Raw genomic sequence first — 18,359 nt, forward strand, 5'->3', positions numbered from 1 at the left:
GCGAGCGATACCCGCGACGACCGCCCACGGGTTTGCTGGGATCACCGGCATGACGACTGAACGCATCGCCGACCACGTCAAGTTCGCCTACTGGGTGCCCAATGTCAGTGGCGGCCTGGTCACCAGCGATATCGAGCAGCGCACCGACTGGAATTACGAATACAACAAGAAACTCGCGCAGACCGCGGAGAACAACGGCTTCGAGTACGCACTGTCGCAGGTTCGCTATGAGGCCAGCTACGGCGCGGAGTACCAGCACGAATCCACCAGCTTCAGCCTCGCCCTGTTGCTGGCCACGCAGAAGCTCAAAGTTATCGCCGCAGTTCATCCGGGGCTGTGGCAGCCGGCGGTGTTGGCCAAACTGGGCGCGACCGCCGACCACCTCAGCAATGGCCGCTTCGCCGTCAACGTGGTCTCGGGCTGGTTCAAAGACGAGTTCACCCACCTGGGCGAACCGTGGCTCGAGCACGATGAGCGCTACCGGCGCAGCGCGGAATTTCTGCAGGTTCTCCGCAAGATCTGGACCGAGGACGACGTCGATTTCCGCGGCGACTTCTACCGGATCCACGATTTCACCCTCAAGCCCAAGCCGCTCAACACTCCCGAGCGTCCCAATCCCGAGCTGTTCCAGGGCGGGAACTCCACCGCGGCCCGCCGCAACGGCGGCCTCTACGCCGACTGGTACTTCTCCAACGGCAAAGACTTCGACGGCCTCACCGAACAGGTCGTCGAGGTGCGTGACCACGCCCGCAACGCCAACAGAGAGGTGAAGTTCGGTCTCAACGGGTTCATCATCGCCCGCGACACGGAAAAGGAAGCGAAGGAAGTCCTCAGAGAGATCGTGGCCAAGGCGAACAAGCCCGCTGTCGAAGGCTTCCGCAGCGCGGTGCAGCAGGCCGGCAATTCCACCGGGGACAAGAAGGGCATGTGGGCCGATTCCAGTTTCGAGGATCTGGTGCAGTACAACGACGGCTTCCGCAGCCAGTTGATCGGGACACCCGAGCAGATTGCCGAACGCATCGCCGCCTACCGCAAACGTGGCGTGGACCTGATCCTCGGCGGATTCCTGCATTTCCAAGAGGAAATCGAGTACTTCGGCACCAACGTGCTGCCCCTGGTCCGCGAAATCGAGGCAGCCGAAACGGATTCCGCCGACACGCCCGTCCTGGTATCGGCTTGAGGCCGCTCTGACACCGCGCACGCGCGCCCGGCACCCAGCCGGGTGCGCTAGCGTGGAAGCTCGAATCGCTCACGTGGTCGGTATTCATGCCTGCGTGAACACACGTCGCGAAGCTTGATAGCACAGGAGAGGTCATGACCTACCCGCCCAGTAATCCCGGCTACCCGCCGGCCCCGCAATCGGGTTCGCAGTTCGATGCGACCCAGCAGTTCGCCAAGGCGGTCCCCGCTCCGGCTCCGTCAGCCCCGGCGGCGGCCCCGGCCGCTGCGGAGCCCGGCGAGAACAAGCTGCCCGAGATCCTGCTGGCCGTGGTGGCCGTTGCCGGTCTGCTCACCTACTTCGTGAGCTTCGCCCTCGACATTGCGATCGTGGTCGGCACCTTGGTCGTACCGCTGGCATTGCTCGCCGCACTCCTGGCCGGAGTGAGCGTGCTGCCCAAGCAGAAGAACCGCGTCACCGCGGCTGTCGTGCTGTCCACCGTCGCATTCCTGCTCTCGATCCCGGTCGTGCTGGCCGCGCCCGGCGCCGAGTCGGATTGGGCGCTGTACGCCATGCTGGTCCTCACCCTGATCCAGGCCGGAGCCGCGATCGCCGCGCTCCTCTTCGAAGCGGGCATCATCACCCCTCCGGCCCCCAAGCCGCAGTTCGAGCCGCAGCCGCAGTACGGCCAGTACGGTGGCCCGTCGCAGTACTACGGTCAGCAGCACCAGCCGCAGCACGGTGGCCAGCCCTACCAGCAGGCTCAGCCGCAGCAGCCCGGCTACCCGTCGCAGTACGGCGGCTACTCCGGTGGTCCGAACACCGGTGGTTTCCCGGTGCAGGGGCAGCAGGGGCAGCAGCCGAGCGGTCCGCCGACGCCTCCGACCGGATACCCCACCTACGGCCAGCCGCAGCAGTCGGGCCCTGCCGGTCCGGCACAGCAGCCGCCTTCACAGCAATCTGGCCCTGCGCCGTCGTAAGCTGATCGGCGCGTGCGCTTCCCGCGTACGCGCCGATCATTGCGAGGAGCAGCCCACCAAGTGAGTAACCGGCCAGTCGGCACCCGCCAGGCACGTGAGTTGCTCCGGGTCGCGTTCGGGCCCTCGGTCGTCGCGCTGGTGATCATCGCCGCGGTTGTGTTGTTGCAACTGCTGATCGCCAACAGCGATATGACGGGCGCGCTCGGTGCGATCGCCAGCATGTGGCTGGGCGTACACCAGGTGCCGGTGTCGATCGGCGGCCGCGAGCTGGGCGTGATGCCGCTGCTGCCGGTGATGACGATGATCTGGGGCACCGCCCGCACGACGGCGGCGGCCACCGCCCCGAATTCCTCCTGGTTCGTCACCCGCTGGGTCGTCGCCTCGGCGCTGGGCGGGCCCATTCTGGTCGCGGCCATCCTGTTGGCCGTCATTCACGACGCAGCCTCGGTGATCAGCGAACTGCAGACCCCCAGTGCCCTGCGAGCGTTCTGCAGCGTGCTGGTCGTGCATGTGATCGGCGCGCTGATCGGTGTCGGTTCGAAGGTGGGCCGACGCACGCTGGCCGCTTCGCCGCTGCCGGGCTGGCTGCCCGATGCGTTTCGGGCCGCCACCGCCGGTGTGCTCGCCCTGTTCGGGCTTTCCGGTGCGGTGACCGCGGCGTCCCTGGTGGTGCATTGGGGCACGATGCACGATCTGTTCGCGATCACCGACAGTCTGTTCGGCCAGCTCAGCTTGACTCTGTTGTCGATCCTCTATATCCCCAACGTGATCGTCGGGGCCTCGGCCATCGCGGTCGGATCCAGTGCCCATGTCGGGTTGGCCGCGTTCAGTTCGTTCACCGTGTTCGGCGGCGACATCCCCGCGGTGCCGGTTCTGGCCGCGGTGCCCACGCCGCCGCTGGGCCCGATCTGGGTGGCGCTCCTGATCGTGGGGGCGGCCTCGGCGGTGGCGGTGGGTCAGCAGTGTGCACGACGCCCGCTCCCGGTCGGGGCGGCCACCGGGAAGTTGCTGGTGGCGTCGGCGCTGGCCGCGGTGACGATGGCGCTGGCCGGATTCGCCGGCGGCGGCCGGCTGGGCAATTTCGGGTCTGTCGGGGTGGATCAGGCGACGTTCGCGCCGGCGGTGTTCCTGTGGTTCGTCGGGATCGGCGGGCTGACGGTGGCGATGTCCGGCGGCCTGACCCGCAAGCCCCGCCCGGCGGCCCCGCCCGAGCCGGAGCCGGTAGCCCCGCAGCCCGAGTACGAGAGTGAGGACGAGCCCGAAGACGGCGTCGTCGACGAGGACGACATCGAGTACGTCGAACCAGGTCCCGAACCCGAGCTCGAACCGGACCCCGAACCCGAGCTCGAACCGGACGAACCGCTGGTGTCGTGGTCGGCCGAGGAGCCGCAAGCGGACGAGCCCGCGCCCGAGTACGTCGATAGGTACCTCGAGTACGACGACGTGCAGGAAACCGTCCACGAACCCCGCCCCCGGAGCCATGAAGACCTCGATGACGATCCCGAGGACCACTTCATCGTCGACGACGACGCGACCGGCGATCAGCCGCGCCGCGCGGGCGACTAGGCTGCTGCGCGTGCAGCAACCGCTACAAGTGCCTCCGAGTGCGCCAGCGCGGCTGGTAGTGCTGGCTTCGGGGACAGGCTCGTTGCTCGCCTCGCTACTGGCCGCTGCGGCAGACGACTATCCGGCGCGGGTGGTCGCGGTCGGAACCGACCGCAAATGTGCCGCGGTGGACATCGCGGCAGCGGCCGGGGTGCCCTCGTACACCGTGCGGCTGGGCGATTATGCGGAGCGCGACGCCTGGGATGCCGCGCTCACCGAGGCCACCGCAGAACACCAACCGGACCTGGTGGTCTCGGCCGGATTCATGAAAATTCTGGGTAGCCAGTTCCTTTCCCGTTTCCCGGGCCGCGTCGTCAACACGCATCCGGCGTTGCTGCCCGCGTTCCCCGGGGCGCACGCGGTGCCCGAAGCGCTGGCGTATGGCGTGCGGGTGACGGGCTGCACCGTGCATCTCGTCGACTCCGGGATGGATACCGGGCCGATTCTGGCCCAGCAGGCCATCGAGGTGCTCGATGATGACACCGAAGAGACTTTGCATGAGCGCATCAAAGTGGTCGAACGACGACTGCTGGTGGATGTGCTGGCCGCGCTGGCAACCCGCGGCGTGACCTGGACTGGACGAAAGGCGACCATAGGGTGAGCGAGAAGAAACCGATCAGGCGAGCGCTGATCAGTGTCTATGACAAGACCGGCCTTGCCGATCTGGCCCGTGGCCTGCACGAGGCGGGCGTGGCCATCGTCTCTACCGGGTCGACCGCCAAAACCATTGCCGCCACCGGTGTTCCGGTTACCCCGGTCGAAGAGGTGACGGGCTTCCCCGAGGTGCTCGACGGCCGGGTCAAGACCCTGCACCCGCGCGTGCACGCCGGCCTGCTGGCCGACACCCGCAAGCCCGAACATGTTGCGGCGCTGCAGGAACTCAAGGTCGAGGCGTTCGAACTCGTGGTGGTGAACCTCTACCCGTTCTCCGAGACCGTGGAGTCCGGGGCATCGGTGGACGAGTGTGTCGAGCAGATCGACATCGGCGGGCCGTCGATGGTGCGTGCGGCCGCCAAGAACCATCCGAGTGTGGCCGTCGTGGTCGATCCGCTGGGCTATGACGGCGTGCTGGCCGCGGTCCGGGCCGGCGGGTTCACCCTCGATGAGCGGAAGAAGCTGGCGTCGTTGGCATTCCGGCACACCGCCGAGTACGACGTCGCGGTCGCCGGCTGGATGGGTTCCACCCTGGCACCGGAAGAGCCCAAGCAGCCGCTGCCGGCGTGGTTCGCCGGCACCTGGCATCGCAGCGCGGTGCTGCGTTACGGCGAGAACCCGCATCAGCAGGCCGCGGTGTACCGCGACGATGCCGCGTGGCCCGGACTGGCCCAGGCCGAGCAGCTGCACGGCAAGGAGATGTCCTACAACAACTACACCGACGCCGATGCGGCGTGGCGGGCGGCGTTCGACCACGAGGAGATCTGCGTGGCGATCATCAAGCACGCCAACCCGTGCGGCATCGCGATCTCCTCGGAGTCGGTGGCAGATGCGCACCGCAAGGCTCACGAGTGCGATCCGCTGAGCGCGTTCGGCGGCGTCATCGCCTCCAACACCGAAGTCAGTGTCGAGATGGCCGAGACGGTCGCCGACATCTTCACCGAGGTCATCATCGCCCCGGCATATGAGGCCGGCGCGGTGGAAATCCTGGCGCGCAAGAAGAACATCCGCATCCTGGTGGCGTCCGAGCCGCTGGTCGGCGGCATCGAACTCCGCCAGATCAGTGGCGGGGTGCTGCTGCAGCAGCGCGACGCACTCGACGCCGAGGGCGACGATCCGGCCAACTGGACGCTGGCCACCGGTGAGCCTGCCGATCCGCAGACGCTGAGCGATCTGGTGTTCGCCTGGCGGGCCTGCCGCGCGGTGAAGTCCAACGCGATCGTGATTGCCAAGGACGGCGCCACCGTGGGTGTCGGTATGGGACAGGTGAATCGCGTCGACGCAGCCGGGCTGGCCGTGCAGCGTGCGGGCGACCGGGTGCCCGGTTCGGTCGGTGCCTCCGATGCGTTCTTCCCGTTCCCCGACGGCTTGGAGACGTTGACGAACGCCGGCGTCAAGGCCGTCGTGCACCCCGGTGGGTCGGTCCGTGACGCCGAGGTGACCGCCGCTGCCGAGGCCGCGGGCATCACGCTGTACCTCACCGGCGCAAGGCATTTCGCGCACTAGTCTTGTTCGCCGTTTTCTACACCTGGGCTGTGACGAGCTAGCGGTCACAGCCCAGGTGTAGAAAACGGTGCAGAGGCAAGGCTCAACCACCCAAGCGCACTTAAGCGCTCGCCTCACCCTCCGCCTCGGCGTCGGCGGTCGCGTACGCGATGAACGACGTGATCTCCTCGACCGCATGACGTGCATCGGGGTTGATGTCGAAGCTCAGCTGGAACATGTGCATTGCCTTGTCCCACACCTGAACCCAGGTCGGGACACCGCTGGCCTGCAGCTTGTCGGCCAGGACGAAGGTGTCGTTGAGCAGCATCTCGTGAGTGCCGACCTGGAACAGGAACGGCCCGAGCCCGTGCAGGTCTGCCTCGGGTGGCATCACGGGAGTCGGACGGGTGCCGTTGACCGTGGCGAACACGTCGTAGATGAACTTCACCGTCATGAATGGGAACAGCACATCGCGATGTTCCTGCAGCGCACGGAATTTGAGGTCCATGTCGGAGGAGGTCAGCGGCGAGAGCAGGATCTGCCCGGCCGGCACCGGAAGTCCGGCGTCGCGAGCCGCCAGGGCGGTGTCGGCGGCCATCAGCCCGCCGGCCGAATCACCGGCCAGCACAATCTGATTGGGTGCGAAGCCGAGCGACAGGGCGAGGCGGTAGCCATCGAGCCCGTCGGCCACGGCGTCGTCGATGTCGGCCTGCGGGGCCAGTCGGTACCCGACGTTGAGCACACGCGCCCCGGTGCTGGCCGACAGCTTCGACACGAAACGCCGGTGTGAGTTCAGCCCGAGGGTCACCAGTGCCGAGCCGTGCAGGTAGACGATCACCTGATCGGAGTCGCGGGCCTCGGGGGCGATCACCCATTCGGCCGGGCAGTTGGGCAGCGCGACCGGCGTCACCTCGGTGCCGGGCAGCGGCTTGATGAACCGCAGGGGCCGGTCGATGACATCGAGATGTGCGCGCTGCAGCAGTGCTGGGGCGACGCGGTTGATGCCCAGTCCGATCAGGGTCAGCAGACCCAGCAATGGGCGGACGAAGATCGCGGTGGTCCAGCCGAGGGCTCTGGACTGCAGGGATGCGGGGCCGAAGTGCACGGTGGCCGGCCGGCTACGCCAATCGAGCGAATTCACGATACCCAGGGTACCGGGTACCTGAACTCGCTCGGATCGGGGCGGGCGTCAGGGCAGGGCGATGGTGGCCTGGGCCTCGATCACCTTGTTGATGTCGGTCAGCGCACCCTTGTCGCGGTCCAGGGCGTCGGCGTTGATCTGCAGCACGTAGACGGCGCCGGGCGCCTGGATCACGATGGTGGTCTGGGTGATCGCGCGGCGCTGATCACCCTTGGCGTAGGACCCGGCCAGGTGGACCGAGGGGAACCCGCCGATCTCGCCACGGGACACGTCACCGTTCGGCTTGTAGTCCGCCAGGTTCTGCAGCTCGTTGGGGGCGAACTCGAGCAGCTTGTTGGCATCCACGTCACCGGTCAGCTTGGAGATCAACGAGATGACCGACGGCGGATCCGGCGGGTTGGTCGGGTCATTGACCATCGCCGAGTAGGCCCAGGCCGGTGTGCGGGTGCCGGCATCGATCCATCCGGGCGGAGTCGGCCAGTTGAACACCGGCGCGCCTGGATCGCCGCGATGGACCGGTGTTTCGACGATGCCGCTCTGCTTGATGTAGTCGGCGATGGTGAAGGCGTGTGCGCCCAGCTTGGGCGCGGTCGTGGTCTCCTCGCCGGATGTGTCCGTGGCTATCGCCGACGTGGTCTCGCCGCCGCCGCCGTTGTTTTCCTCGCCTCCCGAGGTGACCGCGAACGCGATACCGCCGACGAGCAGGATCACCCCGGCGATCGCGGCCGCAGCGAGGACGAGGTTGCGCCGGTTGGTCGACTTCTGCGGAATCGGGGTGTGTGGCAGTGGGGGTGGCCCGAAGTTGGTCTGCGGCGGCCCGACCGGTCCGGGCGGTCCCGACGGCCCGCCGAGGCCGTGCATACCGACCGGCGTATTACTCGCGACGGGTTTGCGGGAAGAGGTTTCGTTACCTGCCCACGACGAGGTGAACACCGGCGGTTCCGACGGCGGCGCCTGCCGCGGGTTCGACGGCGAGAGTGGCGTCGGCGGCAGGTTCACCGGCTTCGGGATGATCATCGGCGTGGTGGGCGGTGCCGGCTCGTGAGCCGGTGCCGGGGTGCGCACCTCGGGGGTGGTTCCGGTGGCTGCCTCGGTCAGCGCGACGGCGAAGTCGTGGCACGTGGCGTAGCGGTCCTTGGCGTCCTTGGACAGGGCCTTGGCCATCACCGAGTCGAACACGGCCAGTTCGGGTTTCGAATCCGCAAGCTTGGGCGGCGGGGAGTTCAGGTGATGACTGATCACCACGGCCGGGTTGCTGTGCGCGAACGGCGGGGTGCCGGTGAACAGGCGGTAGGCCGTAGCGGCCAGCGAGTACTGGTCGGCCCGGCCGTCGAGCGGCTGCCCCATCAACTGCTCGGGCGCGGTGTAGGACATCGAGCCCACCGTGATGTTGGTCGAGGTGAGCCCGTTGACCTCGTCGGCGCGCCGTGCGATGCCGAAGTCGGTCAGCATGATGCGACGCTTGGAACCCTGTTTGCTGGTGAGCAGGATGTTGGCGGGTTTGACGTCGCGGTGCAGCAGCTTGCGCTGGTGCGCATAGTCCAGTGCGTCGCCGACGGCGGTGACGACCTCGATGACGTCCTCGGCCGGCATGCCTTTCGGGTACTGATCGTGCAGAAGCCGGGCGGCGTCGTGCCCGTCGACGAAGTCCATCGAGATCCACAACCGGTCCTCGAACTCGCCGCGGTCGTGCACGCCGACGATGTGCGGATGCCACAGCGTGGCCGCCATGTCGGCCTCGCGGATGAACCGCTGCCGGAATTCGTTGTCCGAGCTGACGCTGATTGGCAGCACTTTGAGAGCGTCCTCGCGGGGTAACCGCGGGTGGGACGCCAAATAGACCTCGCCCATGCCACCAGTGCCCACCAACCGCACGATGGTGAACCCTGCGAATTCCTGACCGCTAGCCAACGGCATGGAGCGCAGACTACCGGTAGCAACGCTCGGGCAACGACTATGCCGGGGGAGTGGCTCGTGCGTGCCGGGTGCTAGTTCTGCCGGGTGGCGATGTGCGCGGGCGGGTTCAGTCGTAGCGTGGAGTGGTGAGCCAACCCAAGGATCTGCCTCGGACCGTCGGTGAGCTGCGTGCCTCCGGCCATCGTGAGCGGGGCGTCAAAGCCGAAATTCGGGAGAATCTGCTGTCCGCACTCGCCGACCGCCGCGACGTGTGGCCGGGGATCCTGGGGTTCGACGACACCGTGATCCCGCAGCTGGAGCGGGCTTTGATCGCCGGGCACGACGTGGTGCTTCTCGGTGAGCGTGGCCAGGGCAAGACGCGGCTGCTGCGTGCGCTGACGGGGCTGCTCGACGAGTGGACGCCGGTGATCGCCGGGTCTGAGTTGGGTGAGCATCCGTACAGCCCGATCACGCCGGAGTCGATCCGCCGGGCCGCCGATTCCGGCGACGATCTGCCGATCGAGTGGCGCCACCGCAGTGAGCGCTACACCGAGAAGCTGGCCACCCCGGACACCAGCGTGGCCGATCTCGTCGGCGACATCGATCCGATCAAGGTGGCCGAGGGTCGCAGCCTGGGCGACCCGGAAACGATCGCCTACGGGCTGATCCCGCGGGCGCACCGCGGCATCGTGGCCGTCAACGAGCTGCCGGACCTGGCCGAGCGGATTCAGGTGTCGATGCTCAACGTGATGGAGGAGCGCGACATTCAGGTCCGCGGCTACACGTTGCGGCTGCCGCTCGACGTCCTCGTGGTCGCGAGCGCCAATCCCGAGGACTACACCAACCGCGGCCGGATCATCACCCCGCTCAAGGACCGGTTCGGTGCCGAGATCCGCACGCACTACCCGTTGGAGATCGACGACGAGGTCGGGGTGATCCGCCAGGAGGCCCAGTTGGCCGCCGAGGTCCCGGAATACCTGCTCGGTGTGCTGGCCCGGTTCGCCCGCAATCTGCGTGAATCGAGTTCGATCGACCAGCGTTCCGGTGTGTCGGCCCGGTTCGCGATCGCGGCCGCCGAGACGGTGGCGGCCTCGGCGCGGCACCGCTCCGCCATTCTCGGCGAGGATGATCCGGTGGCCCGGGTGGTCGATCTGGACACCGTGATCGACGTGCTGCGCGGCAAGTTGGAGTTCGAGTCCGGCGAGGAGGGACGTGAGCAGGCCGTGCTGGAGCACCTGTTGCGGCGTGCCACCGCCGATACCGCGCAACGACTGCTGGGCGGTATCGACGTCGCCCCGTTGGTGGCCGCGGTCGAGGAGGGCTCGCCGGTGACCACCGGCGAGCGGGTGTCGGCCAAGGACGTCCTGGCCGCCCTGCCCGATCTGGCCGTGGTCGACGCGCTCGCCTCCAGGGTGGGCGCGGTGTCGGTCGGTCAGCGGGCCGCGGCCATCGAATTGGCTTTGGAGGCGCTGTATCTGGCCAAGCGTGTGGACAAGATGACGGGGGAGGGCGAGACGGTCTATGGCTGATCCCGGTCGGAGGCATGGGCACACCTCGCGGTATTCGCGATACACCGGTGGCCCGGACCCTCTGGCACCGCCGATCGATCTGCGCGACGCGCTCGAGCAGATCGGTCAGAGCGTCATGGAGGGCAGCTCGCCGCGTCGCGCGCTCTCGGAGTTGATGCGTCGCGGCACCGAGGGCATGCGCGGCACCGACCGGCTGGCTGCCGAGGCCAACCGCAAACGCCGGGAGCTGTTGCAGCGTCACAACCTTGACGGCACGTTGCAGGAGATCAAGAAGCTGCTCGACGAGGCTGTGCTCGCCGAGCGCAAGGAGTTGGCCCGCGCCCTCGACGACAACGCACGGTTCGGCGAATTGCAGATGGAGGCGCTTTCGCCGTCACCGGCCAAGGCCGTGCAGGAGCTCGCCGATTACGACTGGCGCAGCCCCGAGGCGCGGCAGAAGTACGAGCAGATCAAGGATCTGCTGGGCCGCGAGATGCTGGATCAGCGTTTTGCCGGCATGAAGGAGGCGTTGGAGAACGCCACCGACGAGGACCGGCAGCGGGTCAACGACATGCTCGATGACCTCAATGATCTGCTGGACAAGCACGCCCAGGGGAAAGATTCGCCTGAGGACTTCCAAGATTTCATGGACAAGCACGGCGAGTACTTCCCGGAAAATCCGCAGAACATCGACGAACTGTTGGATGCGTTGGCCAAGCGCGCCGCCGCCGCGCAGCGGTTCCGCAACAGCCTGTCGGCCGAGCAGCGTGCCGAGCTGGATGCCTTGGCACAGCAGGCTTTCGGTTCACCGTCGTTGATGAACGCGTTGAACCGGCTCGACTCGCACCTCCAGGCCGCGCGCCCCGGTGAGGACTGGAACGGTTCGGAACGGTTCTCCGGTGGCGACCCGCTGGGTATGGGGGAGGGCGCCCAGGCGCTGTCCGACATTGCCGAGTTGGAGCAGTTGGCCGACGCGCTGTCGCAGAGCTACGCCGGGGCGTCGATGGACGACGTCGACCTTGAGGCGCTGGCGCGCCAGCTCGGCGACGACGCCGCGATCGACGCCCGCACCCTGTCCGAACTCGAGAAAGCCCTGGTCAACCAGGGCTTCATCGACCGTGGCTCCGACGGGCAGTGGCGGCTTTCACCCAAGGCCATGCGGCAGCTCGGCCAGACCGCATTGCGTGATGTGGCGCAACAGCTTTCGGGTCGACACGGCGAGCGGGACACCCGTCGCGCCGGTGCGGCCGGGGAGTTGACCGGGGCCACCAGGCCCTGGCAGTTCGGCGACACCGAGCCGTGGAACGTCACCCGCACGGTGACCAATGCGGTGCTGCGCCAGGCCGGTACCGGGATCGTCGAAGGGCCCATCCGGTTCGCGGTCGAGGATGTCGAGATCTCTGAGACCGAGACCCGCACCCAGGCTTGTGTGGCGCTGCTGGTGGACACCTCGTTCTCGATGGTGATGGAGAACCGCTGGCTGCCGATGAAGCGGACGGCGCTGGCGCTCAATCATCTGGTGAGCACCCGGTTCCGTTCAGATGAGTTGCAGATCATTGCCTTTGGCCGTTACGCGCGCACGGTGACCGCCGGTGAGCTGACCGGGCTGGAGGGCGTGTACGAGCAGGGCACGAATCTGCACCACGCGCTGGCCCTGGCGACGCGGCACCTGCGTCGTCACCCCAATGCCCAGCCGGTCGTGCTCGTGGTGACCGACGGCGAGCCCACCGCGCATCTGGAGGATTTCGGGGACGGCGAAGGATCGTCCGTTTTCTTCGACTACCCACCTCATCCGCGCACCATCGCCCACACGGTGCGTGGTTTTGACGAGGTGGCCCGTCTCGGCGCCCAGGTGACGATCTTCCGGTTGGGCTCCGATCCCGGCCTGGCCCGGTTCATCGACCAGGTGGCCCGCCGCGTGCAGGGCCGGGTGGTGGTGCCCGATCTCGACGGCCTGGGCGCCGCCGTCGTCGGCGACTACCTGCACTCGCGTCGGCGGTAGCTTTTTCGGGCTCGCGTAGTCTCTGGGAGCGATGGGGGTCATGAAACGCGTTGCGGGTGTGGTCGCGTTGGCGGCCGGACTGATTCTCAGCGGATGCACGCAGATGACCGACGGCACCGCGACGGCCGGGTTCGAACCACCCGGGGGGTCGTCGTCGGCAGCGTCAGGAGCACCCGGGTACAAGGCCCAAACCTGCGAGCAGTTGCACTCGGATGCCTGGATCGAAGTTCCAGGGACCGGGCCCGACGAGCCAAGGGTGCGTGTCGCGCAACCGCCGGGCTGGGTCCCTGTGCCTGAGTTCGCCAAGGGCCCAGTCAAATTGGTACTACGCAATGAATCCCTCAGCGACGGTGTGACGAATCCGGCCATCTCGGTGTCGATCGGAGATGCGACGGACGGGGACCGTCCACCCAAGGACCTGCTGAATGACACCATCAAGGGCTTCCAATCCATAGGTGCGGAGAACATCACCCAGGTGCCGTCCGAGATATGTGGCTTCCCGGCGTTGATGGTCAACTACACGACGCCGCCCGACGACAAGATCAGCAAGACGAGCTACGTGACTTCCGTATCGGTGATGGTGCCGCTCGGAGCGAAGGTCTGGAACATTGTGGCGCTGGCGCAGAGCACGGCGCCCAACAATCCCACCTTCATGGCCGACGCGCAGGTGATGCTGGCAGGGTTGCGGATCGCGATGCCGCGCTGAGGTGAGAGGCCTGCCGCTGGTCTCCGCGTTGCGCGCATTGGAGCCGGGCAATCTGGTGGCCGATGCGGCCACCCCCTGAGGAAATGCCTGCGCGGAACAATGCCGTAACACCCACGCAAATTGCCCAAAATCTGACTGTGACCCCTCCTTTGATTGCATTGGCAATAAAACGAGCCGCGGCGGAGGGCTTAGCCACGTTTCGGCGATGCAACTCTTGCGTACTGCAACAATTATCAGGCCGTTCGGAGGCGGCTGATTTGATTCATTGCATTGGCAATCAAATGGGCTGCCGGTGATCGACCGATCCCGGCGATTTGAGGTGACCGCACGGGAAGAATATTGCGCTGACCTGGGGAATGGGTAGGTGGTGGAGAGGCGGGCCCTCGCGCCGTGCGGTGTGCATGCCCGGGTATGGATATGCGTCGAACACGCTGGTGACGATATGGCCCAATTGGAACGCAATCTGTCGATCTTGATTGTGGGCTGCGGTCGCCGGATTGGATAATGTTTTCCTGCGTTTATCGGTTGCAGGAGGGCAGGCCGACCCTTAGCATTCTCAGGAGTTTCTAAGTTGCCGCTGGTGCAGGTGCGGATTCTCGGAAACGGCCGTTTCGTCCTCTAGTCAAGGGGTCCACCGCATGGCTGTACGTCCGCTCATCACCACTGGTGCCGCACTGCTCAGCGCCGGCGCACTCGTCGCCGCGACTCCGGCGTTGTTCGTCCCCCGTGATCAGATCACCATCGCCGCGCCGACCTCGGCGCTGGCCCCGACAAGGCTGACGCAGGAGCAGGTCGATCTGCTTGCGCTGTCGCTGCAGGGCGCGTGGCAGTCGTTCACCCAGGGGTACGGCGGTATCTACATTCCCGGCAAGGTCCCCGAGATCGATCCGGTCACCGGCGAAATCGTCACCGACGCGGATGGAAACCCGGTGATGGTCGATGCACCCGGGGACTGCACTGCGGAAGGCGCGGTGTGCCAGAAGGGGTTCACCGGGCTCGCGTACTACCTCAGTGACAACATCCTGCCGCTGGGCGACGTGGACAACATCTTCTTCGAGGGCGGGTTCACCGAACTCGCGCATCAGGCCATCCGTACCGTAGCCGTGGCCATCGATGCGGTTGACCCGACCGGCCGGCTCGATCTGACCAAGCGTGTCGACGACTTCTTCGAAGGTGGCGCAACGCAACTCGTCGGCAACCTGCTGCTCGACAACCTGCCACAGGACGGCTACGCCTACGGTCTGACCAACTCGTTCTTCTTCGGGTACGGCGACAACTCCGGCGTCTACGCAGCGTTCACCTACGTGGTGGATGCCATCGCCCAGGGCACTCCCACTCCCACGCCGAATCTGATCAATCCGCTCGACTCCGGCCCTTCCTTGCTCTCGACCGAGGAAGAGAACAACAGCGACACCATGCTGCTGGCCAAGAAGGACACCGGCCTGAGCTCCACCACCCTGCCCGGGCCGGGGTCGCTGCTGACCTTGTCGACCAAGAAGTTCGAGTCGCCGTTCAAGGACCTGCTGAAGTTGCCGTTCAAGGCTCCTGCCGCAGATGAGACCAAACTCGTCACGGACCTTGACGCCACCGAACAGGACGTGGTGAAGGGCCCCGAGAACCCGGTCGAGGGCGGCATCGGAGCCATTCCCCTGGGCGGCGAGATTCAGACGCCGGAAGCCCCGAAGTTCGAAATGCCCAAGGCGCCCGAGTTCAAGGTGCCGGAGCTGAAGGTTCCCGAGTTCAAGGTGCCGGAGCTGAAGACACCCGAATTCAAGGCTCCGGAACTGAAGCCCGACCTCACGCCCAAGGGCACGGTCAAGGACAAAGAGCCTGCGGTGGAAGGCGACACGAACACGGGTGTCAACACCAAGACCGGTAACAAGGTCACCCCACCCATCCTCTTCGGCGACGGCGGCCCGAAGGGGGAGTCCAACGGCAGCAAGTTCCTGAAGAAGCTGGACAAGGCAATCAAGGATGCCACCGGCGCCGGCAAGGACAACGGAACCGACGGCGGCGGCGACAAGTAGCCGGTGCGTCACGAAAACTGAGCGCGGTCTCAGCTTTTTCTCAGTATCTGACGACGGTCACGGATGTTCGCTCACGCCCGTGACCTGGTCTTATTGACTGCTACGTAAGGCGAAGTCTGGCCGGTGTTTCTCGGCGTCGTTCTGCATCGGCAAATGCCGCCCCAATAAATGGCGGCCACGATCGCTTTTCGCCAGGGGAGAGAGCTGGCTTTCGGCGGGGGTTTTTGGCGGGCTGACGGCCGCGGGCCGTTGAGGCCAGGGTGGGCGCCACGCCGGGGCGGGGCCCGCACCCGACTCACGGCGGATCGGTGACGGCCGGTGCCGGTGCCATGCGCGCTGACCTAGGGATATGAGTGGTCTCGCCTCGGGGTCTGCGCCCCGTAGGCCCGGCCGGGCGCGCGAGTGTGCCGGACCGGTACCTCCGGCGGTTGCGCCGCGGATTCCGTACGCGCCAACCCGCACTTTTGTGCCCGACGAGCGCGGCGGCAACGGAATGCGAAATTAGCTGAACGTGAATCGATCGGGAATTTCGCGTTCGGCATCGAAATATTTGTCGGAGTCGTCCCGCAAAAGCGGCGCTGCGGCGGCGCGTCAGGGGCTCCTGTCCCGCGTCGAGAGAGGTTGCGGGAGGGGGTGGCGGGAATTACCCTTCTCAAGGACTTTTAAGGTAATACGCAGATACGCGGGACGGATTCTCAGGAATCCGCCCCGCGCTCGAGATAAGGGGCCACACCCACATGGCAGTCCGTCCACTCGTCACCACAGGTGTGGCCCTGCTCAGCGCCGGTGCGCTGGTTGCCGGTACCCCTGCGCTGTTCGTTCCGCGTGACGAGATCACGGTCGCCGCCTCGAGTGCCGAAGCCCCAGTGCACCGGACCATGACGGCGGAGCAAATCAGTCTCGTGGCGCTTTCGCTGGAAGGAGCCTTGGGTTCCTTCCTCGATGGTTACGGCGGCTACTACTACCAGGGCTATGTTCCCGCCCCCACCCCCGGCTACATCCTCAAGGAGGGCAAGCTCGTAGCTCCGGGGGAAGACACCCCGGACTCCACGGCTCTCCTCGGTCCGGACGGAAAGCCCCTTTACCGCGACGCGGAGGGCAAGATCCTCGCCACGGTCGGGGACATGGGCGACGACGTCCAGTTCTATGACGCGGCCGGCAAAAAGGTCAACGAGAACTTCTACGACCCGGGCAACTGCTCCGCAACCGGCGCGATGTGCCATGACGGTTTCACCGGTCTGGCGTACTACCTCAGCGACAACATTCTGCCTCTCGACGTCTTCGACAACATCTTCTTCGAGGCCGGCGCCACCGAATTCGCCTATCTCGGTTCGGTGATCGGCGCCTCGATCGTCGATGCGTTCGACCCGACCCAACGTCTCCAGCTGTCGAAGCGCGTCGACGAGTTCTTCGGGGGCGGGGCAGCTACGGTCGTCGGTAGCATTCTCAACGACAACCTGCCGGATGGCAGTTTTGTACAGAATCTGAGCAACTCGTTCTTCTTCGGGTACGGCGACGCCACGGGCATCACCGCCGCCGTCACCTACATCGTTGACACCGTGAGGGAGCTGATTGCTCCGCCCGAATCAGCAGAGGGCGACAGCTTCAGCCTCCTGTCGGCGCAGCAGGAAACCACGGCGAAGACGGAAGCCGAGCCGGGTTCCGTGACGTCCACCAGCCTGCCGAACCTCAGCAAGCTGCTGAGCCTGCCGACCAACGTCGAGTCGCCGTTCAAGAAGCTCGTGGAGAAGCTCGAGGGGCCCGCCGAGTCCAAGCTCGTCAAGACTCTCGACCTCAAGACCGAGGACACCACGGTCGACGAGACCGCCGAGGGCGGCACCGAGGCAGCCACGCCCGTCGTTGAGGTTTCGAACCCCGAGACTCCACAAGTCAAGGCGCCCAAGCTTCCTGAGCTCAAGCTGCCCGAGATCAAGCTCCCGGAAATCAAGCTGCCGCAACGCACGATCGAGACCGTGGACGCCGTCGAGACCGCGGCCTCGACGGAGACTGGCACCGACGCCGAGTCCGGCACCGAGGCTGGCACCGAGACCAAGCCCGGCACCGAGACCAAGCCCGGCGCCGAGAGCAAGTCCGGCACCGGCAGCTCGCTGGTCCGCGACAGCTTGGTGGCCAAGCCCGAGCGCAAGTCCGCCGAGCGCAAGAAGTCGGCCGGTGAGAAGTTCGTCGATAACGCCACGAAGAATCTGGAGAAGGCCTTCAAGGCCACGCCTAAGACCAAGGCCGGTGCGGACACGCACGAGAAGGCCAAGGACGGCAACGCCGATTCCGATTCCGGCGACAAAGACAAGAAGAGCGACAAGTAGCACCTGACTCACGTCACGGCCCCCTCCAAAACGGAGGGGGCCGTTGCGTTTTCATGTTCTTGGGCGGTACCTGTGTACGCCCTGTGAATTCTCGTGATCATGTGCCGAACAGCAAATGAACAACGTCGCCACTACCTATCGCGCCTGCTCGCCGTGCCTTAGGTTCGCTGGCGGGCCAGTGGCTATGTCAGCTGCCTGGCTCCAATTCAGCTGTGGCGCAACGCCAATCACGAGAGGTTACAGGCATGGCAAAACATCGGAAGATCTCCGAGCGGTCGGTACGAGGCCGGACGTTGGTAGGTGGGATCCTCGCGGGCGGTGCGCTGGCGATGACTGGGCCGGCCGGGATGGCGCTCGCCGTACCCACCAACACCGGTAACCCGTCCGCCGACGCTGTGGGGCGTCCTGATCTGGGTAACCCGGCGCCGGGCGTGCGTGTCACGCAGGCCGTCGGCGATCAGGTCTTCAACCAGAAGACCCCGGTCAACAAGGCCCTCGATGACAGCGATCTGGGCAAGGTCTACCACCTGAACTACGGGACCTCGAGCACGGGCGTCGTCGACCCCAAGACAGGCAAGGTTGATCCGGGCACCAACGGCGTCGTCAAGGGCGAGCTGAACGTCAACGCCGGCAAGTACTACTACGACGACCTCCAGGCGCGCGGCCTTGCGCTGCCCGAGGAGAAGAACCTGCCGGGCGTCCTGCCCAAGCTGGCCAGCGGTAACACCTCGACGGCCTCGGCCAAGTCGGGTTCCACCGCCAAGCCGTCGAACTGCGTTGCGGCGGGCGGCATGAAGGTGAGCGCGCAGGCAGCCAGCTGCTGACGTTCACCTGATACCACGACGGGCGGGCCTTCGGGCCCGCCCGTTCTG

The 18,359-nt window shown here is 66.3% G+C and carries 13 protein-coding genes and 1 pseudogene; 11 read left to right on the forward strand and 3 right to left on the reverse strand.

Annotated features, from left to right (window positions below):
• The first annotated feature begins 49 nt into the window (after positions 1-49).
• From sfnG to purH, 5 genes are all read left to right on the forward strand, one after another.
• Complete coding sequence (gene sfnG, locus AB0I14_RS20720) at positions 50-1,180, forward strand: dimethylsulfone monooxygenase SfnG (protein WP_358025394.1); 1,131 nt, start codon at positions 50-52, stop codon at positions 1,178-1,180.
• A gap of 134 nt (positions 1,181-1,314) precedes the next feature.
• Positions 1,315-2,139, forward strand: a complete 825-nt coding sequence (locus AB0I14_RS20725; RefSeq protein WP_358025396.1) for a DUF5336 domain-containing protein — start codon at positions 1,315-1,317, stop codon at positions 2,137-2,139.
• A 60-nt stretch (positions 2,140-2,199) separates the two neighbouring features.
• Complete coding sequence (locus AB0I14_RS20730; protein WP_358025398.1) at positions 2,200-3,705, forward strand: DUF6350 family protein; 1,506 nt, start codon at positions 2,200-2,202, stop codon at positions 3,703-3,705.
• A gap of 10 nt (positions 3,706-3,715) precedes the next feature.
• Positions 3,716-4,345 carry a phosphoribosylglycinamide formyltransferase gene (gene purN, locus AB0I14_RS20735; RefSeq protein WP_358025400.1) on the forward strand — a complete coding sequence of 210 codons (630 nt, stop codon included), beginning with the start codon at positions 3,716-3,718 and terminating at the stop codon, positions 4,343-4,345.
• Positions 4,342-5,904, forward strand: a complete 1,563-nt coding sequence (purH, locus tag AB0I14_RS20740; protein ID WP_358025402.1) for a bifunctional phosphoribosylaminoimidazolecarboxamide formyltransferase/IMP cyclohydrolase — start codon at positions 4,342-4,344, stop codon at positions 5,902-5,904. The genes purN and purH overlap by 4 nt, the downstream gene beginning before the upstream one ends.
• 100 nt (positions 5,905-6,004) lie before the next feature.
• Here the strand turns inward: purH and AB0I14_RS20745 are convergent, their stop codons facing one another.
• The 3 genes and pseudogenes from AB0I14_RS20745 to AB0I14_RS20755 form a co-directional block, all read right to left on the reverse strand.
• The gene (locus AB0I14_RS20745) at positions 6,005-7,024 is read right to left on the reverse strand and encodes an alpha/beta hydrolase (RefSeq protein ID WP_358025404.1); all 1,020 of its coding nucleotides are present in this window, start codon (positions 7,022-7,024) and stop codon (positions 6,005-6,007) included.
• Positions 7,025-7,072: 48 nt separating this feature from the next.
• A complete protein-coding gene (locus AB0I14_RS20750) occupies positions 7,073-8,041 on the reverse strand; it encodes an LpqN/LpqT family lipoprotein (protein WP_358025519.1) in 969 nt (322 codons plus the stop codon).
• Positions 8,042-8,119: 78 nt separating this feature from the next.
• A pseudogene (locus AB0I14_RS20755) lies at positions 8,120-8,941 on the reverse strand (serine/threonine-protein kinase); the annotation flags it as partial.
• Positions 8,942-9,066: 125 nt separating this feature from the next.
• Between AB0I14_RS20755 and AB0I14_RS20760 the strand changes: the two are divergent.
• From AB0I14_RS20760 to AB0I14_RS20785, 6 genes are all read left to right on the forward strand, one after another.
• Entirely contained in the window at positions 9,067-10,449 is a 1,383-nt protein-coding gene (locus AB0I14_RS20760; protein ID WP_358025406.1) for a sigma 54-interacting transcriptional regulator, read from the forward strand.
• Positions 10,442-12,430 (forward strand): VWA domain-containing protein, encoded by a 1,989-nt coding sequence (locus AB0I14_RS20765; RefSeq protein WP_358025408.1) that lies wholly within the window; start codon positions 10,442-10,444, stop codon positions 12,428-12,430. The genes AB0I14_RS20760 and AB0I14_RS20765 overlap by 8 nt, the downstream gene beginning before the upstream one ends.
• A 40-nt stretch (positions 12,431-12,470) precedes the next feature.
• A complete protein-coding gene (locus AB0I14_RS20770; RefSeq protein ID WP_358025410.1) occupies positions 12,471-13,136 on the forward strand; it encodes a hypothetical protein in 666 nt (221 codons plus the stop codon).
• 638 nt (positions 13,137-13,774) lie between these two features.
• Entirely contained in the window at positions 13,775-15,163 is a 1,389-nt protein-coding gene (locus tag AB0I14_RS20775; RefSeq protein ID WP_358025412.1) for a hypothetical protein, read from the forward strand.
• A gap of 737 nt (positions 15,164-15,900) precedes the next feature.
• The gene (locus tag AB0I14_RS20780; protein ID WP_358025414.1) at positions 15,901-17,487 is read left to right on the forward strand and encodes a hypothetical protein; all 1,587 of its coding nucleotides are present in this window, start codon (positions 15,901-15,903) and stop codon (positions 17,485-17,487) included.
• A 245-nt stretch (positions 17,488-17,732) separates the two neighbouring features.
• Positions 17,733-18,311, forward strand: a complete 579-nt coding sequence (locus AB0I14_RS20785) for a hypothetical protein (protein WP_358025416.1) — start codon at positions 17,733-17,735, stop codon at positions 18,309-18,311.
• Positions 18,312-18,359: the final 48 nt, after the last annotated feature.

The sequence above is a fragment of the Mycobacterium sp. NPDC050441 genome (assembly GCF_040655355.1).
Taxonomy (GTDB): domain Bacteria; phylum Actinomycetota; class Actinomycetes; order Mycobacteriales; family Mycobacteriaceae; genus Mycobacterium.